This is a genomic window from Curtobacterium sp. MCPF17_051, assembly GCF_003234595.1.
Taxonomy (GTDB): domain Bacteria; phylum Actinomycetota; class Actinomycetes; order Actinomycetales; family Microbacteriaceae; genus Curtobacterium; species Curtobacterium flaccumfaciens.
In genome coordinates this window covers 43,445-59,779 of sequence record NZ_QKSE01000005.1, presented here as the reverse complement: position 1 = coordinate 59,779, position 16,335 = coordinate 43,445, and the positions used below count along the sequence as shown (strand labels likewise).

General features: G+C 72.2%; 18 protein-coding genes. 12 read left to right on the top strand and 6 right to left on the bottom strand.

All coding sequences use genetic code 11. The features are described 5' to 3' along the window. Window positions 1-141: 141 nt before the first annotated feature. From DEJ35_RS05035 to DEJ35_RS05025, 4 genes are all read left to right on the top strand, one after another. Window positions 142-1,599: a sugar porter family MFS transporter gene (locus tag DEJ35_RS05035; RefSeq protein WP_111122869.1), complete on the top strand. Its 1,458-nt coding sequence runs from the start codon at window positions 142-144 to the stop codon at window positions 1,597-1,599. 109 nt (window positions 1,600-1,708) lie between these two features. Beyond that, the gene (locus DEJ35_RS17695; RefSeq protein ID WP_375342435.1) at window positions 1,709-1,969 is read left to right on the top strand and encodes a hypothetical protein; all 261 of its coding nucleotides are present in this window, start codon (window positions 1,709-1,711) and stop codon (window positions 1,967-1,969) included. Between the two features lie 75 nt (window positions 1,970-2,044). Next, the gene (locus DEJ35_RS17690) at window positions 2,045-2,449 is read left to right on the top strand and encodes a ZIP family metal transporter (protein ID WP_375342434.1); all 405 of its coding nucleotides are present in this window, start codon (window positions 2,045-2,047) and stop codon (window positions 2,447-2,449) included. A gap of 131 nt (window positions 2,450-2,580) precedes the next feature. Next, on the top strand, window positions 2,581-3,153 hold the full coding sequence (locus DEJ35_RS05025; RefSeq protein WP_220032948.1) for a DUF4396 domain-containing protein: 573 nt from the start codon (window positions 2,581-2,583) through the stop codon (window positions 3,151-3,153). A 69-nt stretch (window positions 3,154-3,222) separates the two neighbouring features. On the opposite strand, the gene DEJ35_RS05020 is transcribed toward DEJ35_RS05025, so the two are convergent. The 4 genes from DEJ35_RS05020 to DEJ35_RS05005 form a co-directional block, all read right to left on the bottom strand. Then, window positions 3,223-4,197, bottom strand: a complete 975-nt coding sequence (locus tag DEJ35_RS05020) for a zinc-binding dehydrogenase (RefSeq protein WP_110861105.1) — start codon at window positions 4,195-4,197, stop codon at window positions 3,223-3,225. A 27-nt stretch (window positions 4,198-4,224) separates the two neighbouring features. Next, on the bottom strand, window positions 4,225-4,647 hold the full coding sequence (locus DEJ35_RS05015; RefSeq protein WP_027466009.1) for an organic hydroperoxide resistance protein: 423 nt from the start codon (window positions 4,645-4,647) through the stop codon (window positions 4,225-4,227). A gap of 111 nt (window positions 4,648-4,758) precedes the next feature. Continuing rightward, window positions 4,759-5,211: a MarR family winged helix-turn-helix transcriptional regulator gene (locus DEJ35_RS05010; RefSeq protein ID WP_181420085.1), complete on the bottom strand. Its 453-nt coding sequence runs from the start codon at window positions 5,209-5,211 to the stop codon at window positions 4,759-4,761. A gap of 36 nt (window positions 5,212-5,247) precedes the next feature. Continuing rightward, a complete protein-coding gene (locus DEJ35_RS05005) occupies window positions 5,248-6,852 on the bottom strand; it encodes a Mur ligase family protein (RefSeq protein WP_110860905.1) in 1,605 nt (534 codons plus the stop codon). A gap of 124 nt (window positions 6,853-6,976) precedes the next feature. On the opposite strand from DEJ35_RS05005, the gene mvk reads away from it, so the two are divergent. Genes mvk through DEJ35_RS04980 form a run of 5 tightly spaced genes read left to right on the top strand, consistent with a single transcriptional unit; the run spans window position 6,977 to window position 12,239 of the window. After that, window positions 6,977-7,960 carry a mevalonate kinase gene (gene mvk, locus DEJ35_RS05000; RefSeq protein WP_110860903.1) on the top strand — a complete coding sequence of 328 codons (984 nt, stop codon included), beginning with the start codon at window positions 6,977-6,979 and terminating at the stop codon, window positions 7,958-7,960. Further along, a complete protein-coding gene (mvaD, locus tag DEJ35_RS04995; protein WP_110860901.1) occupies window positions 7,954-8,955 on the top strand; it encodes a diphosphomevalonate decarboxylase in 1,002 nt (333 codons plus the stop codon). The genes mvk and mvaD overlap by 7 nt, the downstream gene beginning before the upstream one ends. Beyond that, on the top strand, window positions 8,952-10,034 hold the full coding sequence (locus DEJ35_RS04990; RefSeq protein WP_111192171.1) for a phosphomevalonate kinase: 1,083 nt from the start codon (window positions 8,952-8,954) through the stop codon (window positions 10,032-10,034). Before mvaD ends, DEJ35_RS04990 begins: the two co-directional genes overlap by 4 nt. Continuing rightward, window positions 10,027-11,091, top strand: coding sequence for a hydroxymethylglutaryl-CoA reductase (locus DEJ35_RS04985; protein WP_111192170.1), 1,065 nt, complete (start codon window positions 10,027-10,029; stop codon window positions 11,089-11,091). The genes DEJ35_RS04990 and DEJ35_RS04985 overlap by 8 nt, the downstream gene beginning before the upstream one ends. Next, window positions 11,088-12,239, top strand: coding sequence for a hydroxymethylglutaryl-CoA synthase (locus tag DEJ35_RS04980; RefSeq protein ID WP_111192169.1), 1,152 nt, complete (start codon window positions 11,088-11,090; stop codon window positions 12,237-12,239). Before DEJ35_RS04985 ends, DEJ35_RS04980 begins: the two co-directional genes overlap by 4 nt. A 66-nt stretch (window positions 12,240-12,305) precedes the next feature. Here the strand turns inward: DEJ35_RS04980 and DEJ35_RS04975 are convergent, their stop codons facing one another. Continuing rightward, window positions 12,306-13,289, bottom strand: coding sequence for an SRPBCC family protein (locus tag DEJ35_RS04975; protein ID WP_111192248.1), 984 nt, complete (start codon window positions 13,287-13,289; stop codon window positions 12,306-12,308). Further along, window positions 13,289-13,672: a helix-turn-helix transcriptional regulator gene (locus DEJ35_RS04970; protein WP_110860892.1), complete on the bottom strand. Its 384-nt coding sequence runs from the start codon at window positions 13,670-13,672 to the stop codon at window positions 13,289-13,291. Before DEJ35_RS04970 ends, DEJ35_RS04975 begins: the two co-directional genes overlap by 1 nt. 79 nt (window positions 13,673-13,751) lie before the next feature. Here DEJ35_RS04970 and DEJ35_RS04965 point away from each other — a divergent pair, with 79 nt between their 5' ends. From DEJ35_RS04965 to DEJ35_RS04955, 3 genes are read left to right on the top strand one after another with little or no spacing between them, the layout of a single operon-like run. Beyond that, window positions 13,752-14,219, top strand: coding sequence for a hypothetical protein (locus DEJ35_RS04965; RefSeq protein ID WP_027466017.1), 468 nt, complete (start codon window positions 13,752-13,754; stop codon window positions 14,217-14,219). Further along, window positions 14,219-15,124, top strand: coding sequence for a hypothetical protein (locus DEJ35_RS04960; RefSeq protein WP_110860888.1), 906 nt, complete (start codon window positions 14,219-14,221; stop codon window positions 15,122-15,124). Before DEJ35_RS04965 ends, DEJ35_RS04960 begins: the two co-directional genes overlap by 1 nt. 4 nt (window positions 15,125-15,128) lie before the next feature. Then, window positions 15,129-16,331: a S9 family peptidase gene (locus tag DEJ35_RS04955; RefSeq protein ID WP_111192168.1), complete on the top strand. Its 1,203-nt coding sequence runs from the start codon at window positions 15,129-15,131 to the stop codon at window positions 16,329-16,331. The last annotated feature ends 4 nt before the right edge of the window (window positions 16,332-16,335 follow it).

The window sequence follows — 16,335 nt, the reverse complement described above, 5'->3', positions numbered from 1 at the left end:
GTTGGACCGCTCCCGTCCTCATCAGGCCTTCTGTGGACCGATCCAAACGACCCACGACAGAATGTCCAATTGACAGGACATGGAATCGGGTTACGATCGGTCCACGCGATGAAGCGCGATCACCGACGAAGGAGTCACCGAATGGTCGACATCAAACCGACAGCCCCGACTGTCGCACTGCCCCCGTTGGGGACCGGGCCGCACCGCCGACGACTCGGCGTGCTGGCCCTCGTCGCCACGTTCGGCGGGTTGCTCTTCGGGTACGACACCGGTGTCATCAACGGTGCCCTGAACCCGATGAAGGCGGAGCTCGGCCTCACGAACTTCACCGAGGGCGTGGTCACCAGCTCGCTGTTGTTCGGTGCCGCGATCGGCGCCATGCTCGGCGGCCGCATCGCCGACGGCTGGGGTCGTCGCAAGACCATCATCCTGCTCGCCGTCACGTTCTTCGTCGGCACGCTGATCTGCGTGTTCGCGCCGACGTTCGAGGTCATCGTCGTCGGTCGTGTGCTCCTCGGCCTCGCGGTGGGTGGCGCGTCCACGGTGGTGCCGGTGTTCCTCGCCGAACTCGCACCGTACGAGATCCGCGGGTCACTGTCCGGCCGCAACGAGCTCATGATCGTGATCGGTCAGCTCGCCGCGTTCGTGGTCAACGCGTTCATCGGCACCTTGTGGGGTGAGGGCAACGGCGTGTGGCGCGTCATGCTGGCCGTCTGTGCGCTCCCCGCGATCGCGCTGTTCGTCGGCATGCTCCGCGTGCCGGAGTCGCCGCGCTGGCTCGCGTCGAAGGGTCGCAACGACGAGGCACTCTCGGTCCTCGGACAGATCCGCACGACGGAGCGGGCGAACGCCGAACTCGACGACATCAAGCGCACCAACGACCTCGAGGCGAAGCTGCAGAAGATCAGCGGCTGGCGCACCTTGCTCGGCAACAAGTGGCTCATCCGCATCGTGCTCATCGGTGCCGGGCTCGGGGTCGCGCAGCAGCTCACCGGCATCAACTCGATCATGTACTACGGCCAGACCGTGCTGATCGAGTCGGGCTTCGAGCAGTCGGCAGCGCTCATCGCCAACATCGCGCCCGGCGTCATCGCCGTGATCGGTGGCTTCATCGCCATCTACAACATGGAGAAGATCAACCGCCGCACGACCCTGATCATCGGCTTCTCGCTGACGACCGTCTGCCACTTCCTCATCGGCATCGCCTCGGTGGCGCTGCCCGACGGCAACCCGGCTCGTCCGTGGGTCATCCTGTTCCTGGTCGTCGCCTTCGTCGGCTCGATGCAGACCTTCCTCAACATCGCCGTGTGGGTCGTCCTGTCCGAGATCTTCCCGACCCAGATCCGTGCACTCGGCATGGGCATCTCGGTGTTCTGCCTCTGGATCGCGAACGCGTTCCTCGGGCTGTACTTCCCGACGATCGTCGCCGCGACCGGCATCACCGGGACCTTCTTCGGCTTCGGGGTCGTCGGGCTGCTGGCGTTGCTCTTCATCTGGAAGTTCGTGCCGGAGAGCCGCGGCCGCACCCTCGAAGAGGTCGAGGAGGGTGTCACCACCGGCAACATCTTCACCGTCCCGGAGAAGGCGTCGCGCCGCTAGTCCGCACCACGCAGGAGACGTCGGGGCGCCCCAGGGCCCCCGACGTCTCCTGTCCTGCGTGACGGGCGACCTTGGTGCCCACGGATCGGCGGGTTCCTACACTCGACCCGTGCATCCCCTCCTCCTGGCGACCGGCGCCGGTCTGGCCTCCGGTCTCGCCCTCGTCGTCGGTGCCGCGATCGCCTGGTTCGTCCGGGTGCCGCGGACGGTCGTGGCGACGATCACCGCCTTCGGCGCCGGCGTCCTCATCTCGGCGCTCTCCTTCGACCTGGTCGCCGAGGCCACCCGGTCCGGCACGTTCTGGACGGCGATGGCCGGGTTCCTCGGCGGGGCGGTCGTCTACGTCGGTCTCGACGTCCTGCTGGAATGACGCGGTGCACGGAAGAAGCGCAGCGGGGCCGGCTCGACGGGATCCGGGACCGGCCTCGGCATCGCCCTCGGCGCGTTGCTCGACGGCATCCCGGAGACGGCGGTGCAGGGAGTCGGGCTCGCCGCGGGCGGCTCGCTGTCGATCGCGGTCGTGGCCGCGGTCATCATCTCGAACCTGCCGGAGGGGCTGTCCAGCACGTCCGACATGAAGGAGAACGGTCGGGGAGCGCGGTACGTGTTCTCCGTCTGGGGCGCCATCGCCCTCGCGTGCGCCCTCTCGGCGCTCGGCGGGTACGCGATCCTCGGGCAGGCACCGGCCGGGGTGCAGAGCGCCGTGACCGCCGTCGCCGCCGGAGCCATCCTGGCGATGCTCGCGGACACCATGCTGCCCGAGGCCTTCCGGAAGACCGGCCCCTGGACGGGCCTCATCGCTGTCCTCGGGTTCTTCGCGGCGTACGGCATCCACGTGATCGGCGGCTGACCTGGAAGCACTCAGCGCCGGTGCGTTCCCGGTGCCGGTCACCCTGGTCTGCGCCGCGCTGCTCGTGATCGCCGTGGGCTGCGCGGCGTTCGTGGCGGTCGACGTCGCGCCGCCCGCCGCAGATGCGCGTCATGGCGTTCGTGTGGCCGCTCACGATGCTGTTCGGCAGCGTCGTGTGGCTCGTCTTCTACCTGCGCCGGGGTCGGGCCACCGCGCCTGTCCACGGACGGTGGGCGGGCAACGCGATCGACACGAGTCACTGCGGTGCCGGCTGCGCACTCGGTGACCTGATCGGGGAGTTCGGGCTCGCGGCGTTCCCGGCGGTCGGGGTGGCGGTCGGCCTGGGCACGCTCTACCAGGACCGGATGATCGCCGGGTGGATCGTCGACTTCGTCATCGCGTTCGTGCTCGGCATCGCGTTCCAGTACTTCGCCATCGCGCCGATGCGGGGCCTCGGCGTCCGGGCCGGGCTCGTCGCAGCGCTCAAGGCCGACACGTTGTCGATCATCGCGTGGCAGGTCGGCATGTACGGACTGATGGCGGTGTGGCAGCTGGTCGTGTTCCCGGCACTCGTCGGCGGACGCGCGAGCGTCTTCTCGCCGGAGTTCTGGGTGGCGATGCAGCTGGCGATGGTGGCCGGCTTCGTCTGCTCGTACCCCGTGAACGTGTGGCTGGTGCGTCGGGGGATCAAGGAGGCCATGTGACGGACCAGCGAACGGACGGGAGGCCCGGTGCCAGCTGGCACCGGGCCTCCCGTCCGTTCTGTGGTCGCGCTACGGGCGCAGGAGCACCTTGCCGACGCGGCCGGCGGTGTCGCTGGCGCGCACGGCGTCGCGGACCTGCTCGAAGGCGAAGGTCTCGGCGACGGGGAGCGTCAGCGAGCCGTCGAGCACGCGGGTGATGAGCTCACCGAAGAGCTGCCCCTTCGTCTCGTCCGGCATCGTCTTGCTGACGACGGAGCCCCAGAAGCCCTTCACGGTGAGCTGGCCGAAGATGACCTTGCCCGACGGGATCTCGAGCGTCGGCGACGCCATCGCGCCGAAGACGACGAGGGTGGCGTTCTCGCCCAGCACCGAGGCGATGTCGCCGGCGGCCTTGCCACCGACCGACTCGACGCCCGCGATGATCGGGGCGCCACCGGTGATCGCGGCGACCTGGTCCTGCCAGTCGTCGGCGTCGGTGGCGACGATGCGCTCGATGCCCTGCTCGCGGAGCTCGTCGACACCGGCGGCGCGACGGACGAGTCCGATCACGTTGATGCCGCGGGCGGCACCGAGCTGGGCGACCATGCGACCGACCGCACCGTTGGCGGCGTTCTGGATGATCCAGTCGCCCTCGTGCAGGTCGAGCGAGTGCAGCAGGCTGATGGCGCTGAACGGCATCGAGACGAGCTGGGCTGCGGCCTCGTCGGTCATCGCGTCCGGCACCGGCACGAGTCCGGCGGCGTTCGCGGTGTAGTACTCGGCCCAGACGCCGAAGGCACCGCCGGCGACGCGCTGGCCGACCTGCAGGTTCGTGACGCCCTCGCCGAGTGCCTCGACGACGCCGAGTGCCTCGGTGCCCGAGGCGGCGGGGAGCTCCGGCTTGAAGCCGTAGGTGCCGCGGACGGTCCACAGGTCGTGGTTGTGGATGGGGGAGAGGACGGTGCGGACGAGGACCTCGCCGGCGCCGGGCGTCGGGACGGGGCGCTCCTGCACCTCGAGGACGTCGGCGGGCTCGGCGAACGTCTCGTGGACGACGGCGCGCATGGTGGTGGGGGTGGTGGTGCTCATGGGTCAGTCCTCCGAGACGACGATGGTGACGTCGATGTTGCCGCGGGTCGCGTTCGAGTACGGGCAGACCTGGTGGGCAGCGTCGGCGAGGGCCTGGGCCTGGTCGTGCTCCAGGCCGGGGATGACGACCTCGAGCATGACGGCGAGCTGGTAGCCACCGTTGCCGTTCGGGCCGATCGACACGCGGCCGCCGACGGAGGAGTCGGTGATCTTCACCTTCTGGCTGCGGGCGACGCCCTGCAGGGCGGAGTGGAAGCAGGCGGCGTAGCCGGCGGCGAAGAGCTGCTCGGGGTTGGCGCCGTTGCCGGAGCCACCCATCTCCTTCGGGATGGCGAGGTCGAACTCGACCGTGCCGTCGCTCGTGGCGACGTGGCCGTTGCGGCCTTCGCCGGTGGCCAGGGCCTCGGCGGTGTAGAGGGCTTCCATGGGGTTCCTTCCTTGTGGGCGGATCGTGCAGGACGTGGGCGCTGCGTTGGGGTGCTGCGTGCTCTCGCGCTCAGCGACAGTTCACGGGCGCACGTGGGCGTGAGCTGTCGCTCAGCGCGAAACGGCGCCAGCGGGATCGGCCGCCGCGTGCATCGTCTCGGTCAGCCGGTGCAGCGTCGCGATCAGCTCGGCGGCGGCGCGTTCGTCGGCCAGGCCCATCCCGGCGGCGATGCGCGCGGGGATGCCGCTCAGCTCGGACCGCAGTTCGCGGCCGCGCTCGCCGACGGTCACCGTGACGACGCGCTCGTCGGTGCTGCGGCGCTCGCGGCGGACCAGGTCGCTCTGCTCCATGCGGCGGAGCAGCGGCGAGAGGGTGCCGGAGTCGAGCTGCAGGTGTTCTCCGAGGCTCGAGACGGTCTGGTCGCCCTCGACCCACAGGGTGACGAGCACCAGGTACTGCGGGTACGTCAGGCCCCAGGGTTCGAGCATCGTGCGGTACGCCTGCGTGGTGGCGCGGGACGCCGCGTAGAGGGAGAAGCACACCATCTCGTCGGTCACGGGCATGCGTCCACACTGTCACGCAACTGAGTTGTGTGCAACCTACATCGACGGTTCGCAGGCGAGCTCACAGCGAGCGCCGGGCAGGTGCCCCGCCTCGGCGAGTGCGGCCTGGGCGTCCCGGAACGACGAGTAGGGCACGTGCACCCCGCGGACGTCCCGGTAGTCGGTCAGGCCCGGACCGGCCCAGTACACGACCCCGTCGTCACCGACCTCGGCGATCGCCCGGCGGATCGCCCGCGCCGGGTCCGGCTCCTCGACGACCAGCGCGTCGTGCCCGCTCGCCCGCGCACCGTCGACGATCGCCGCCCGGATCGGGGCGGGGGCCTCGAAGCGGGGATGGTGGTCGGCCACGACGACCACGTCAGCGGCCTCGGCCGCCACCGCTCCCATCGCCGCCCGCTTGCTCGGGTCACGGTCGCCGTCCGCCCCGAGGACGATCCCGACCCGGCCCGGCGCGAACGCACGCACCGCCGCCAGGCTCTTCGCGAAGGCGTCGGGGGTGTGCGCGAAGTCCACGAAGACACGGGGCCCGGTCGCCGCCGACGCATCCGCCATCCGCCCGGGCACGACGACGTCGAGGCGGCCTCGTGTCGCCTCGAGCAGGGCGGGCACCGGCACGCCCGCGGTCGCGAGCATCGCCACCGCCAGGCCCGCGTCCGCCGCCATGTGCACGCCGAGCAGCGGGAGGTCGAGGTCGATCGTCGTGCCGTCCGGTGCGGTCAGGGTCGACCGGGTGCCGTCGGGCCGCTGCTCCCGCACCAGCACGGTCCAGTCGGCCCCGGCCGCGGGGGCGGTCGAGATCGTCGTCACCGGGACCGTCGCCCGCCCGACGATCCGTCGGCCGGCAGGGGAGTCGAGTGACACCACGCCGGCGCGCGACCGAGCGGGCGTGAACAGCAGGGCCTTCGCCGCCAGGTACTCGTCCATGTCGGCGTAGTCGTCGAGGTGGTCGTGTGACAGGTTCGTGAAGCCCGCCACGTCGAACCGGACGCCGTCGGTGCGGTGACGGGAGAGGCCCTGCGCACTCACCTCGAGGGCGGCTCCGTCGACCCCGCGTTCGGCTGCGCGTGCCAGGAACGCGTGCAGTTCGGGGGCTTCCGGTGTCGTCAGCGCACTCGGCAGCGACTCGTCGTCGACACGGCGCTCGACCGTGCTGCTGATCGCCGACCGCCACCCGAGCCGGCGCATCAGGGCGTCGAGCAGGTGCACCGTCGACGTCTTGCCGTTCGTGCCGGTCACCCCGAACAGCGGGAACGGCAGCGACTCCGTGCCGGCGAGGAGCCGTGCGACGGCGCCCAGGTGGGCGCGGACGTCCGGGACGACGAGGACCGGCAGCCCGCTCCGTCGCGCCGCGGCCTGCCCGTCCGGGTCCGTCAGCACCGCGGCAGCACCGGCGTTGCGCGCCGCCTCGGCGAACTGCGCGCCGTGTGCGAGGCGGCCGGGGAGCGCGGCGAACAGCATCCCCGGCCGGAGTTCGTCGGTGGCGAGCGCCAGGCCGGCCACCGGGACGGCGCCGGGGCCGACACCGCCGCCGGCACCCGCGAAGGGCCCGGCACCCCCGCCGGGACCGTCGACACCGAGTGCTCGGGCGAGCTCGTCGAGCCGGACCGGGCGCGGTCGGGCCGGTCGTAGGGCGTGCGGCATCGCGGCTCCTCGTCGTGGGCGGACCCCGATGGTGCGCCACGCTCCCGGAACGGCGTCCCAGGTCCGCCCGCAGCGCACGACGAACACGCCGACGGCCGAGGCGGTTAGGCTGACGTGACCCACGATGACCAGCAGCGACCTCGACACCACCACGACCCCCGGCAACGGATCGGCGTCCTCCCACGGCAAGACGATCCTGATCGGTGAGCACGCCGTGGTCTACGGCGCACCCGCTCTCGTCCTGCCGGTGCTCGACGCACGGGTCGTGGCGACGGTCACCCCGGTCGCCGCCGACGCCGAGCAGCCCGGTCACAGCCTGCAGTCGACCGTGCACACCGGCCCCCTCGACCTCGCACCAGCGGCCGTGATGCCGACCGTCACCGCCGTCACCGCGACCCTGCGCCACTTCGGGGTCACCGACCGCCACTTCCACGTCCGGGTCGACAGCGAGGTCCCGACCGCCCGCGGCATGGGCTCGAGTGCCGCGGTCGCCGCCGCCGTGACCGCCGCCGTCGCCGATGCCCTGGGCGAGACCCTCGACGTCGAGACCCACCACGAGCTCATCCAGGAGTGCGAGCGCGTCGCCCACGGCCGACCGTCCGGCCTGGACGCCCGGGGCGTCGTCGCGTCCGCGCCGGTCTGGTTCGAGGCCGGCCGGATCGAACCCGTGACGCTCGGCGCCCGGTTCACCTTCGTCGTCGCGGACACCGGCGTCCCCGGGCACACCCGCGAGGCCGTCTCGGCCGTCCGCGCCCGCCACGACCAGGACCCGGTCGGTGTCGGCGCCGTGATCGACCGGATCGGCGCGCTCGCCCGGCGGGCACGGGGGACACTCGAGGACGGCGATGCCCAGGCTCTGGGTGCCACCATGGACGCCGCGCACGACCTGCTCAGCACACTCGACGTGTCGAGTGGCGACCTGGACCGGCTCGTCGACGCCGCACGCGATGCGGACGCCCTCGGCGCGAAGCTCACCGGCGGCGGGCGGGGCGGGTGCGTCCTCGCGCTCGCCGCGGACGACGACCACGCGGACCGCATCGCGGCCGCACTCCGCGGCGCAGGGGCCGCAGCCACCTGGACCACCACGATCGGAGCCCGCGCTTGCTGACAGCCACCGCCGTCGCGCACCCCAACATCGCCCTCGTCAAGTACTGGGGGAAGGCGGACGCGCAGCTCGCGCTGCCCGCCACGGGCAGCGTCTCGATGGGGCTCGACGTGTTCCCGACGACGACCACCGTCACGGTGGACGGCGGACGGGAGGCCCGTGACGCGTTCACGCTGAACGGTCACGTCGTCGACGACGGTGCGCTGGTGCGCGTGCAGCGGTTCCTCGACCTGGTGCGCGAGCTCGCGGGGTCGTCCGAGCGGGCATCGGTGGTGTCCGAGAACACGGTCCCGACCGGTGCCGGGCTGGCATCGAGCGCGTCCGGCTTCGCCGCCCTGGCGACCGCGGCCGCCGCGGCCTACGGCCTCGACCTGTCGCCACGGGACCTGTCCCGTCTGGCCCGTCGCGGTTCCGGCTCGGCCACGCGCTCGATCCCCGGCGGTGTCGCCGTCTGGCACGCCGGCGACGACCAGGGCTCCTTCGCCGAGCCGATCCCGGCCCCGCCGATGGCGATGGTCGTGGTCACGATCGACGCCGGCCCGAAGCCGATCGGGTCGCGCGAGGCCATGCGCCGCACCATCGCGACGTCGCCCTTCTACCCGGCCTGGGTGACCTCGACGACCGAGACCGTCGGCGACATGCTCACGGCCTGCGCGGCCGGTGACTTCACCCGCATCGGCGAGATCACCGAGAGCAACGCGCTCCGCATGCACGCGACGATCGAGGGCGCGTTCCCGCCGATCCGCTACCTCAACGCCCGCAGCGTCGCCGTGTTCGACGCCGTCGCCGAGCTGCGTGCCGGCGGCACCGAGGCCTACGCCACGGCCGACGCGGGCCCGAACGTCGTCGTGCTCACGAAGCCGCAGGACCGGTCGGCGGTCGCCGGCGCGCTCGCGTCGCTGGGGGACGTCATCGAGTCCGGCACCGGACCTGCCGCGCGGGTGCTCCGCTCCGAAGAGATCGGGAGCAATCCCGACCAGAAGGAGTCCGCGCAGTGATCGAGTTCCGTGCACACGGCAAGCTGTTCGTCGCCGGCGAGTACGCCGTCGTCGAGCCGGGCCAGCCGTCCGTCCTGATCGCCCTCGACCGCGCCATCACGGCGAAGGTGCGCGAGGGCCACGGCGCGGGCAGCGTGCACTCCGAGGAGTACGGGCACCTGCCGCTCACGTGGACCCGTGCCGAGGACGGCCTCGCGCTCGACCGTGAGCACCACCCGTACGACTACGTGATGGCCACGATCGACCTGGTCGAGAAGCTCCGCGCCGAGCACGGCATCGCCCCGCGGTTCCACGACCTGCGCATCGAGAGCCAACTGGACGACGCCAGCGGCCGGAAGTTCGGGCTCGGGTCCTCGGCCGCGGTCACCGTCGCCACCGTCGGCGCTCTCGACCGGTTCTACGGCATCGGCCTGACGCAGCGCCAGCGCTTCCAGGTCGCGCTGCTCGCCACCATCCGGGTGAACCCCCGGGCCTCCGGCGGCGACCTCGCTGCGAGCACGTTCGGCGGCTGGCTGCGCTACAGCGCCCCCGACCGCGAGCGTCTCGCCGCGATGCTCGGCGACCACGCCGTGTCCGCGATCCTGACCGACGCCGACGCGTGGGACGGCTTCGACGTCCAGCGGCTGCCCGCCCCCGAGAACCTGCAGCTCCTCGTCGGCTGGACCGGCTCGCCCGCGTCCACCACGAAGCTCGTCGACGTGGTGCGTCGGCACCGCGACGGCGGGTACCAGGCGTTCCTCGACGAGAGCCGCAGCTGCGTCGACGACCTGACCACGGGCCTCCAGACCGGCGACGCCGAGCGCACGCTCGGGGCCCTCCGACGCGCCCGCGGGCTGCTGCAGCGCCTCGGTGCATCCGTCGGGTCGCAGATCGAGACCGAGCGTCTCGCGACCCTGTGCGACGTCGTCGAGGCCGCGGGCGGGGCGGCGAAGCCGTCCGGGGCCGGCGGCGGCGACTGCGGCATCGCGCTCGTCCCGGCGGACACCGACCCCGCCGGCATCCACCGCGCCTGGGAGGCGCACGACATCAGACACCTCAGCGTCGCGGTGCGAGCACCAGAAGGAGCCCTCGATGAGTGACCTGCTCACACCGATCCCCACCAAGTGGGTCGGCCCGATCCGCGTCAGCGGCAACGCCGTGCAGGGGGAGCACGAGGTCCCCCTCGCCACCTACGAGTCGCCGCTCTGGCCGTCCGTCGGCCGCGGCGCACGCATCTCGCGCATGGTCGAGGACGGCATCGTGGCGACCGTCGTCGACGAGCGCATGACCCGCTCCGTCGTCGTCCGTGCCGACAGCGCCGCAGCAGCCCACGTCGCCGCGGGCGAGATCCTCGCGCGCCAGGACGAGCTCGCCGCGATCGTGTCCGGGCAGAGCCGGTTCGCCAAGCTCATCGAGGTGCACCCGGAGATCGTCGGGGACCTGCTGTTCCTGCGCTTCGCGTTCACCACCGGCGACGCCTCCGGCCACAACATGGTCACGCAGGCGGCGGACAAGCTGCTGCCGGCGATCCTGGACTGGCAGCCGGGCCTGCGGTACGTCTCGGTGTCGGGCAACTTCTGCACCGACAAGAAGGCCACCGCCGTGAACGGCATCCGTGGCCGCGGCCGCAACACCATCGCCGAGATCGTGATCCCCGGCGAGGTCGTCGAGAAGCGCCTGCGGTCGAGCACCGCGCGCATCGTCGAGCTCAACATCGCGAAGAACCTGATCGGGTCGACGATCGCCGGGGCCATCCGCTCGGCGAACGCGCACTACGCGAACATGCTGCTCGGCTTCTACCTCGCCACCGGGCAGGACGCCGCCAACATCGTCGAGGGCTCGCAGGGCATCACGAGCGCCGAGGACCGCGACGGCGACCTGTACTTCGCGACCTCGCTGCCGCACCTGATCGTCGGCACGGTCGGCAACGGCAAGGGCGGTGACCTGCCCGTCGTCGAGGACGCCCTGGTGCGCCTCGGCTGTCGCGAGGACCGCGAGCCGGGCGGGAACGCCCGCCGCCTCGCTGCCCTGTGCGCCGCGACCGTCCTGTGCGGGGAGCTCTCGCTCCTCGCCGCACAGACCAACCCGGGCGAGCTGATGGCCGCCCACGTCGCCATGGAACGCCGCGGCCCGAAGCCCGCAGGGGGTGCGGCATGACCGGCGTCGGCATCCACGACATCGCGATCGCGACCGGCCACCACGTGCTCGAGCTCGACGACCTGGCCGAGCGGCTCGGCGTCGACCCGGCGAAGTACCACGTCGGCATCGGGCAGGACGCCTTCAGCGTGCCCGCGCCCGACGAGGACATCGTCACGATGGGCGCCGCCGCAGCGAAGGAGCTCATCGACCGGCACGGCGTCGACGGCATCCGAACGGTGCTGTTCGCCACCGAGTCCGGCGTCGACCAGTCGAAGGCCGCCGGTGTGTACGTGCACGGCCTGCTCGGGCTGCCGAAGGCCGTCCGCGTGGTCGAGCTGAAGCAGGCCTGCTACGGCGGGATGGCCGCCGTGCAGCTCGCACTCGGCATCGTCGCCCGCGCCCCGCACGAGCGGGTGCTCGTCATCGCCGCCGACGTCGCCCGGTACGACGTCGACACCCCTGCCGAGCCGACCCAGGGTGCCGGTGCCGCCGCGATCCTGGTGTCCGCCGACCCCGACCTGATCGAGATCGAGCCGGCGGCGGGCGTCTACACCGCGGACGTCGACGACTTCTGGCGGCCGAACGACCGCTCCACCGCACTGGTCGACGGGCGGCTCTCGGTGAGTGCGTACGTCAACGCGTTCGTCGGCGCCTGGGACGACCTGGCGGAACAGGGCGGCCCGGCGTACGACGACATCGCCCGGTTCGTGCACCACCAGCCCTTCACCAAGATGGCGATCAAGGCGCACCGCAAGCTCACGCAGCACGTCGGGGCAACCTTCGACGAGGCCGACCTGGCGATCGGGTTCACCTACAACCGGCAGACCGGCAACACCTACACGGCGTCGCTCTGGATCGGGCTCGCGGCACTGCTCGACCTCGACGACGATCTGGCTGGGGAGCGACTCGGCCTGTTCAGCTACGGCTCGGGCAGCGTCGGCGAGCTCATCACCGGCATCGTCCGGCCCGACTACCGCGAGCACCGTCGTGCGGGTCGCGTGCGGTCGCTGCTCGAGGCACGGGTCCCGCTGACGGTCGACGCGTACCGCGCGCTCCACGCCGCGGGTGCCGCCACCAGCGAGGACGTCGAGCGTCCACGCGTCACGACCGCGCCGTTCCGGTTCGCGGGCGTTCGCGGCGGCGCGCGCCACTACGAGGCGTCCTAGACCGGACACCGGGACGGACGGGAGGCCCGTGGCGGCGCCGCCACGGGCCTCCCGTCCGTCTGTCGGTCACGCTGCGGACAGGACCTCGCGTTCCAGCCGCTGGTAGCTGGCCTCCATGCCCTCCGTCATGCCGGTCGCGAGGATCGCGTCCCGCTGCTCCCGGTCCGGGTAGGTGACGAGCAGGGTCATGAGTGTGACGCCGTCGTCCTCGTCGAACTGCAGGTCGTTCGTGTTCGGCGGGAAGGGCGCCCCGGTCATGCGTTCGGTCGACACCATCCGGCGTTCCGGTTCGACGACGAGGTTCTCGCCCTCGAACCCGAAGGGCTCACCCTCGGTGTCACCCGTCGGCGCCCAGGCCTGCCGGAACGCGCCGCCCGGGGTCAGGTCGTTCTCGTACACCGTCATCTCCCACCCGTCGGGGCCGAGCAGCCACCGGCGCACCAGGTCGGGCTCGGTGTGCGCCCGCCAGAGCAGGTGTCGCGGCGCCGCGAACGCCCGGGTGATCCGGACGTGGGTGTCGTCGAGGACCTCGGTCTCGGTGCCCGCACCGAGAGCCCACTCGCGCAGGTCGGCGAGCACCCGGTCGAGCTGGCCGAAGGCCTGCTGGTAGCCCTCGAGCATGCCCATCTGGAGCATCGCGTCGAGGTCGGCGGCCGAGGCGAACGAGGACACCACGGAGACCCGGACGCCGCCCTCGGCCGGCTCGAACGACAACACGGTCTCGCCTGCGGGCAGTGACTCGTCGACGGTGCCCTGGGGGTCGGTGAACAGGTCGCGGAAGACGATGCGACGGGGCTCGTCGACCTCGGTGACCTGCCAGACGGCGTGGAACCGCTCGCCCTGCGGTGACGTCATCCGGTAGTCGGCACGGCCACCGGGGCGCAGGTCGAACGTCGTGAACGTCGCGGGGAACCCGGGCGGTCCCCAGAACCGCTCGAGCTGGCGCGGGTCGGCGAAGGCGGCCCATAGGCGTTCGACGGGGACGGGGAACTCGGCGACGAGGGTCATCGAGAGGGTGTCGGGATCGGTGTGGACGGACGTGGTGGGCATCATCGCTCCTGGTGTCGTCGGGTGTCGTCTGGTGCTGGGTGTCCGGAGGCGTCGCCGTCGAGGAGGTCGCCCAGACGGTCCATCCGGCTGTGCCAGAGGCGGCCGTAGGCGTCGAGGAGGGCACGGACCCGTTCGAGCTGCTCCGGCTCGGCGCGCACGATGCGGGTGCGGCCGCGGGCTTCCTTGCTCACGAGTCCGGCTCCTTCGAGGACGGCGACGTGCTTCTGGACGGCGGCGAACGACATCGAGTAGGCGTCCGCGAGCTCGCTCACGGACGACGACCCGACGAGCGTGCGCCGGACGATGTCACGACGGGTCGCGTCGGCGAGTGCGTGGAACACCCGGTCGACCTCGGCGTCGGACAGTTCGATTCGTACAACCATTTGGTTGTAGGTTACGTCCGGCCGGTCTCGTCCACAAGGGGGACCTGCCGGTAGTCTTGCCGCGGAGATCGGAGGGGCGATGGCGGAGCAGCTGGGTGCGTCCGGTGCCGTCCGTGCCCTCGTCGCCACCCTGCCCCGTGCGCCGCAGCTGTCCGACGTGGTGACCGGCGTCGGTCGGATGGTCGGCAAGCCCACGCGCGTCGTCGACGTCGACGGGCCGAGCTGGGGTCCGCTCACCGCGCTCGTGTCGCAGTTCGAGCACGAGAACCTGGTGCTCGTGCCGGCCGACGCACCGCCGCTCTACCGCATGCACTGCGTGCTGCACGAGCTCGGGCACCTGGTGCACGGCGACGTCGGCACACCCACCCCGTCATCCGTCGCCGAGTTCGCCGCCGGGGGTCACGTCTGCCGTCGTGCGCTCGACGCCGACTCCGGGCTCGTGAGCATCTCCGACGACGACGAGCACTTCGCCGAACGGTTCGCCTACGAGCTCGCGACGGTCCTGCTCGCCGGGGCCACGGGCGCGGACGAGCGGGCCTACGGCTGATGGCCGTCCTGCACGCCGCGGCCTTCTGGTTCGCGGCGCTGATCTTCCTCGCCCGCACGCCGTACGTGCTGCGGAACCCCCGTGGTCGGGCGGCCTGGGGTGCCACCGGCGTCGGGGCGCTCGGGCTCCTGACGCTCGGCAGCGTCGTGCCGCAGCCGGCGCTCGACGGCGCCCTGGGCGGCTCGAACCTCATCAACCTGGTGCAGAACGTCTGCGCGACCGTCGCGTTCTGGCTGATGCTGCGCGCGAGCACGGACGACCTGCCGGAGCGCCCGGTGCTCGCCAGGCCGATGGCGCTGCTCGTCGTGGTCGTGGCCTTCACGGTGCCGTTCCTGCTGGTCGAGGAGCGCGGCGGGACCGACTTCCACTTCATCGTGCGCGAGATCGAGCAGACGCCGATGTGGCTCTACGCGAGCGTGTACATGGTGGGCGTGGGACTGATCGCCGCGACGACACTGCGTCGCGGCGTGCTGCAGGACCCGGTGGCACTCGTGGTGTTCCGCGTCGGGCTCGCCCTGGTCGTCGTGGCGAGCGTCGACGAGGTCGCCTCGCTCACCGCCGACCACTTCGGACTCTTCCCGGCCGGGGTGCGGGACGGCCTGCGCCTGGCCTTCGATCCGCCGTTCTACCTCGGCATCGTGCTCATCGTCGTGGCGATGGCCTCGCTGACGTTCCGACGGTGGGGTCGTGACCTGCGGCACCGCGGGCACCACCGACGCCTGCGCCGCATCGCCCGTCGGCACGCGGTGCGGGCGGTCGAGCGGCCGGGGGACCCGCAGGCCCGGACCTACGACCTGGTCATCGCGATCCGCGACGCCGAGGTGCAGGGACGGACCCTCGACGACGCCGAACTCGCGCAGGTGCGGTCGGCGGAACGGACCCTGACCCGGAGCCTCGGAGGATGACGGCGTGACGATCGTGTGGTGGGTGCTCGGAGCGCTCCTGGTGCTGGTGGCGGTGTCGCTGGTGGTCCTGGTCGTCCTGCGGAAGGTCGTCGGCAGGATCGTGCTGCCCGGCGGCGATCGGTGGACGCCCGTGATCGAGTCCGACGCTGACTCCGTCCGGCTGCCGATCACCGACGACACCGTGCGGCCGGGGGAGTACGGGCTGTGGCACGACGGCCCCGGGCACACCACCGTCGGGCCGGTGCTCGAAGTCGACGAAGCCGCCGGGTTCGTGCGCCGGGCCGTGGTGCGGACGACCGGCGCGGTGTCGTCGCGGGTGCGGTGGAGCGGACACGTGCACCCCGACCCGGCGGCGATGGACGTCGACTGGTCCGAGGTGTCGCTGCCGACCCCGGTGGGGCCGGCACCCGCGTGGGTGGTGCGGCCGGGTCCGGGCGGCGCTGCCGACCGCGCTCCGTCTCCCGACCGCGCGGCTGCCCAGGGTGCGGACCCCGAGGCTGTCCGCACGTGGGCCGTCCACGTGCACGGGATCCGGACGACCCGGGTCACCGCGCTCCGGACCGTCCCCGCGGCGCTCGAGCTCGGCTGGACCTCGATCGTCCCGTCGTTCCGCGGCGACGGCGAGGCACCGTGGGAAGGACGGGCCTCGCACCTCGGCGCCCGTGAGTGGGCGGACGTCGAAGCGGCGCTCGACCACGCCGTCGCGAACGGCGCCGAACGGCTCGTCATCGTGGGGTGGTCGATGGGCGCGACGATCACACACGAGCTCCTCGCCCGCTCCGCGCACCGCGACCGCCTGGCCGGCGTCGTGCTCGTCGCCCCGGCCCTGGACTGGGCCGTCACCGTCCGGTCCCAGGCCCGCCGCGCCGGCCTGCCGGACATCGTCGTCTCGGCGGCCCTCGGGGCGATGGCGGCACCGGTCCTCTGCCGGCTGGTGGGGCTGCGCTCGCCGGTCGACGTGCGCGCGCTGTCCTGGTTGCGCGCACCCCGGTCGCTGCCCCCGACCCTGCTCATCCACTCCACGGGCGACACCACGGTGCCGTTCTCGGCCAGTCAGGAGTTCGCGGATGCGCACCCGGGCACGGTGACCCTGGCGGTCAGCGAGCCCGCCGAGCACGCGTGGGAGCGCAACGTCGACGCCGTCTGGTTCGACCGCACCATCACGAACTGGGCATCGCACCTCGAACACACCGGAGCGCAGGAGTAGAAGG

Excerpts from the sequence above, each read along its gene's own strand:
- DEJ35_RS04980 (WP_111192169.1), top strand. The coding sequence starts at position 11,088 with ATGACCGGCGTCGGCATCCACGACATCGCGATCGCGACCGGCCACCAC.
- DEJ35_RS04975 (WP_111192248.1), bottom strand. The coding sequence starts at position 13,289 with ATGCCCACCACGTCCGTCCACACCGATCCCGACACCCTCTCGATGACC.
- DEJ35_RS04985 (WP_111192170.1), top strand. The coding sequence starts at position 10,027 with ATGAGTGACCTGCTCACACCGATCCCCACCAAGTGGGTCGGCCCGATC.
- DEJ35_RS05020 (WP_110861105.1), bottom strand. The coding sequence starts at position 4,197 with ATGCGCGCCGTCGTCCACGAGACGTTCGCCGAGCCCGCCGACGTCCTC.
- DEJ35_RS05025 (WP_220032948.1), top strand. The coding sequence starts at position 2,581 with ATGGCGTTCGTGTGGCCGCTCACGATGCTGTTCGGCAGCGTCGTGTGG.
- mvk (WP_110860903.1), top strand. The coding sequence starts at position 6,977 with ATGACCAGCAGCGACCTCGACACCACCACGACCCCCGGCAACGGATCG.
- DEJ35_RS05015 (WP_027466009.1), bottom strand. The coding sequence starts at position 4,647 with ATGGAAGCCCTCTACACCGCCGAGGCCCTGGCCACCGGCGAAGGCCGC.
- DEJ35_RS04965 (WP_027466017.1), top strand. The coding sequence starts at position 13,752 with ATGGCGGAGCAGCTGGGTGCGTCCGGTGCCGTCCGTGCCCTCGTCGCC.
- DEJ35_RS04960 (WP_110860888.1), top strand. The coding sequence starts at position 14,219 with ATGGCCGTCCTGCACGCCGCGGCCTTCTGGTTCGCGGCGCTGATCTTC.
- DEJ35_RS05010 (WP_181420085.1), bottom strand. The coding sequence starts at position 5,211 with ATGCCCGTGACCGACGAGATGGTGTGCTTCTCCCTCTACGCGGCGTCC.
- DEJ35_RS04970 (WP_110860892.1), bottom strand. The coding sequence starts at position 13,672 with ATGGTTGTACGAATCGAACTGTCCGACGCCGAGGTCGACCGGGTGTTC.
- DEJ35_RS05005 (WP_110860905.1), bottom strand. The coding sequence starts at position 6,852 with ATGCCGCACGCCCTACGACCGGCCCGACCGCGCCCGGTCCGGCTCGAC.
- DEJ35_RS05035 (WP_111122869.1), top strand. The coding sequence starts at position 142 with ATGGTCGACATCAAACCGACAGCCCCGACTGTCGCACTGCCCCCGTTG.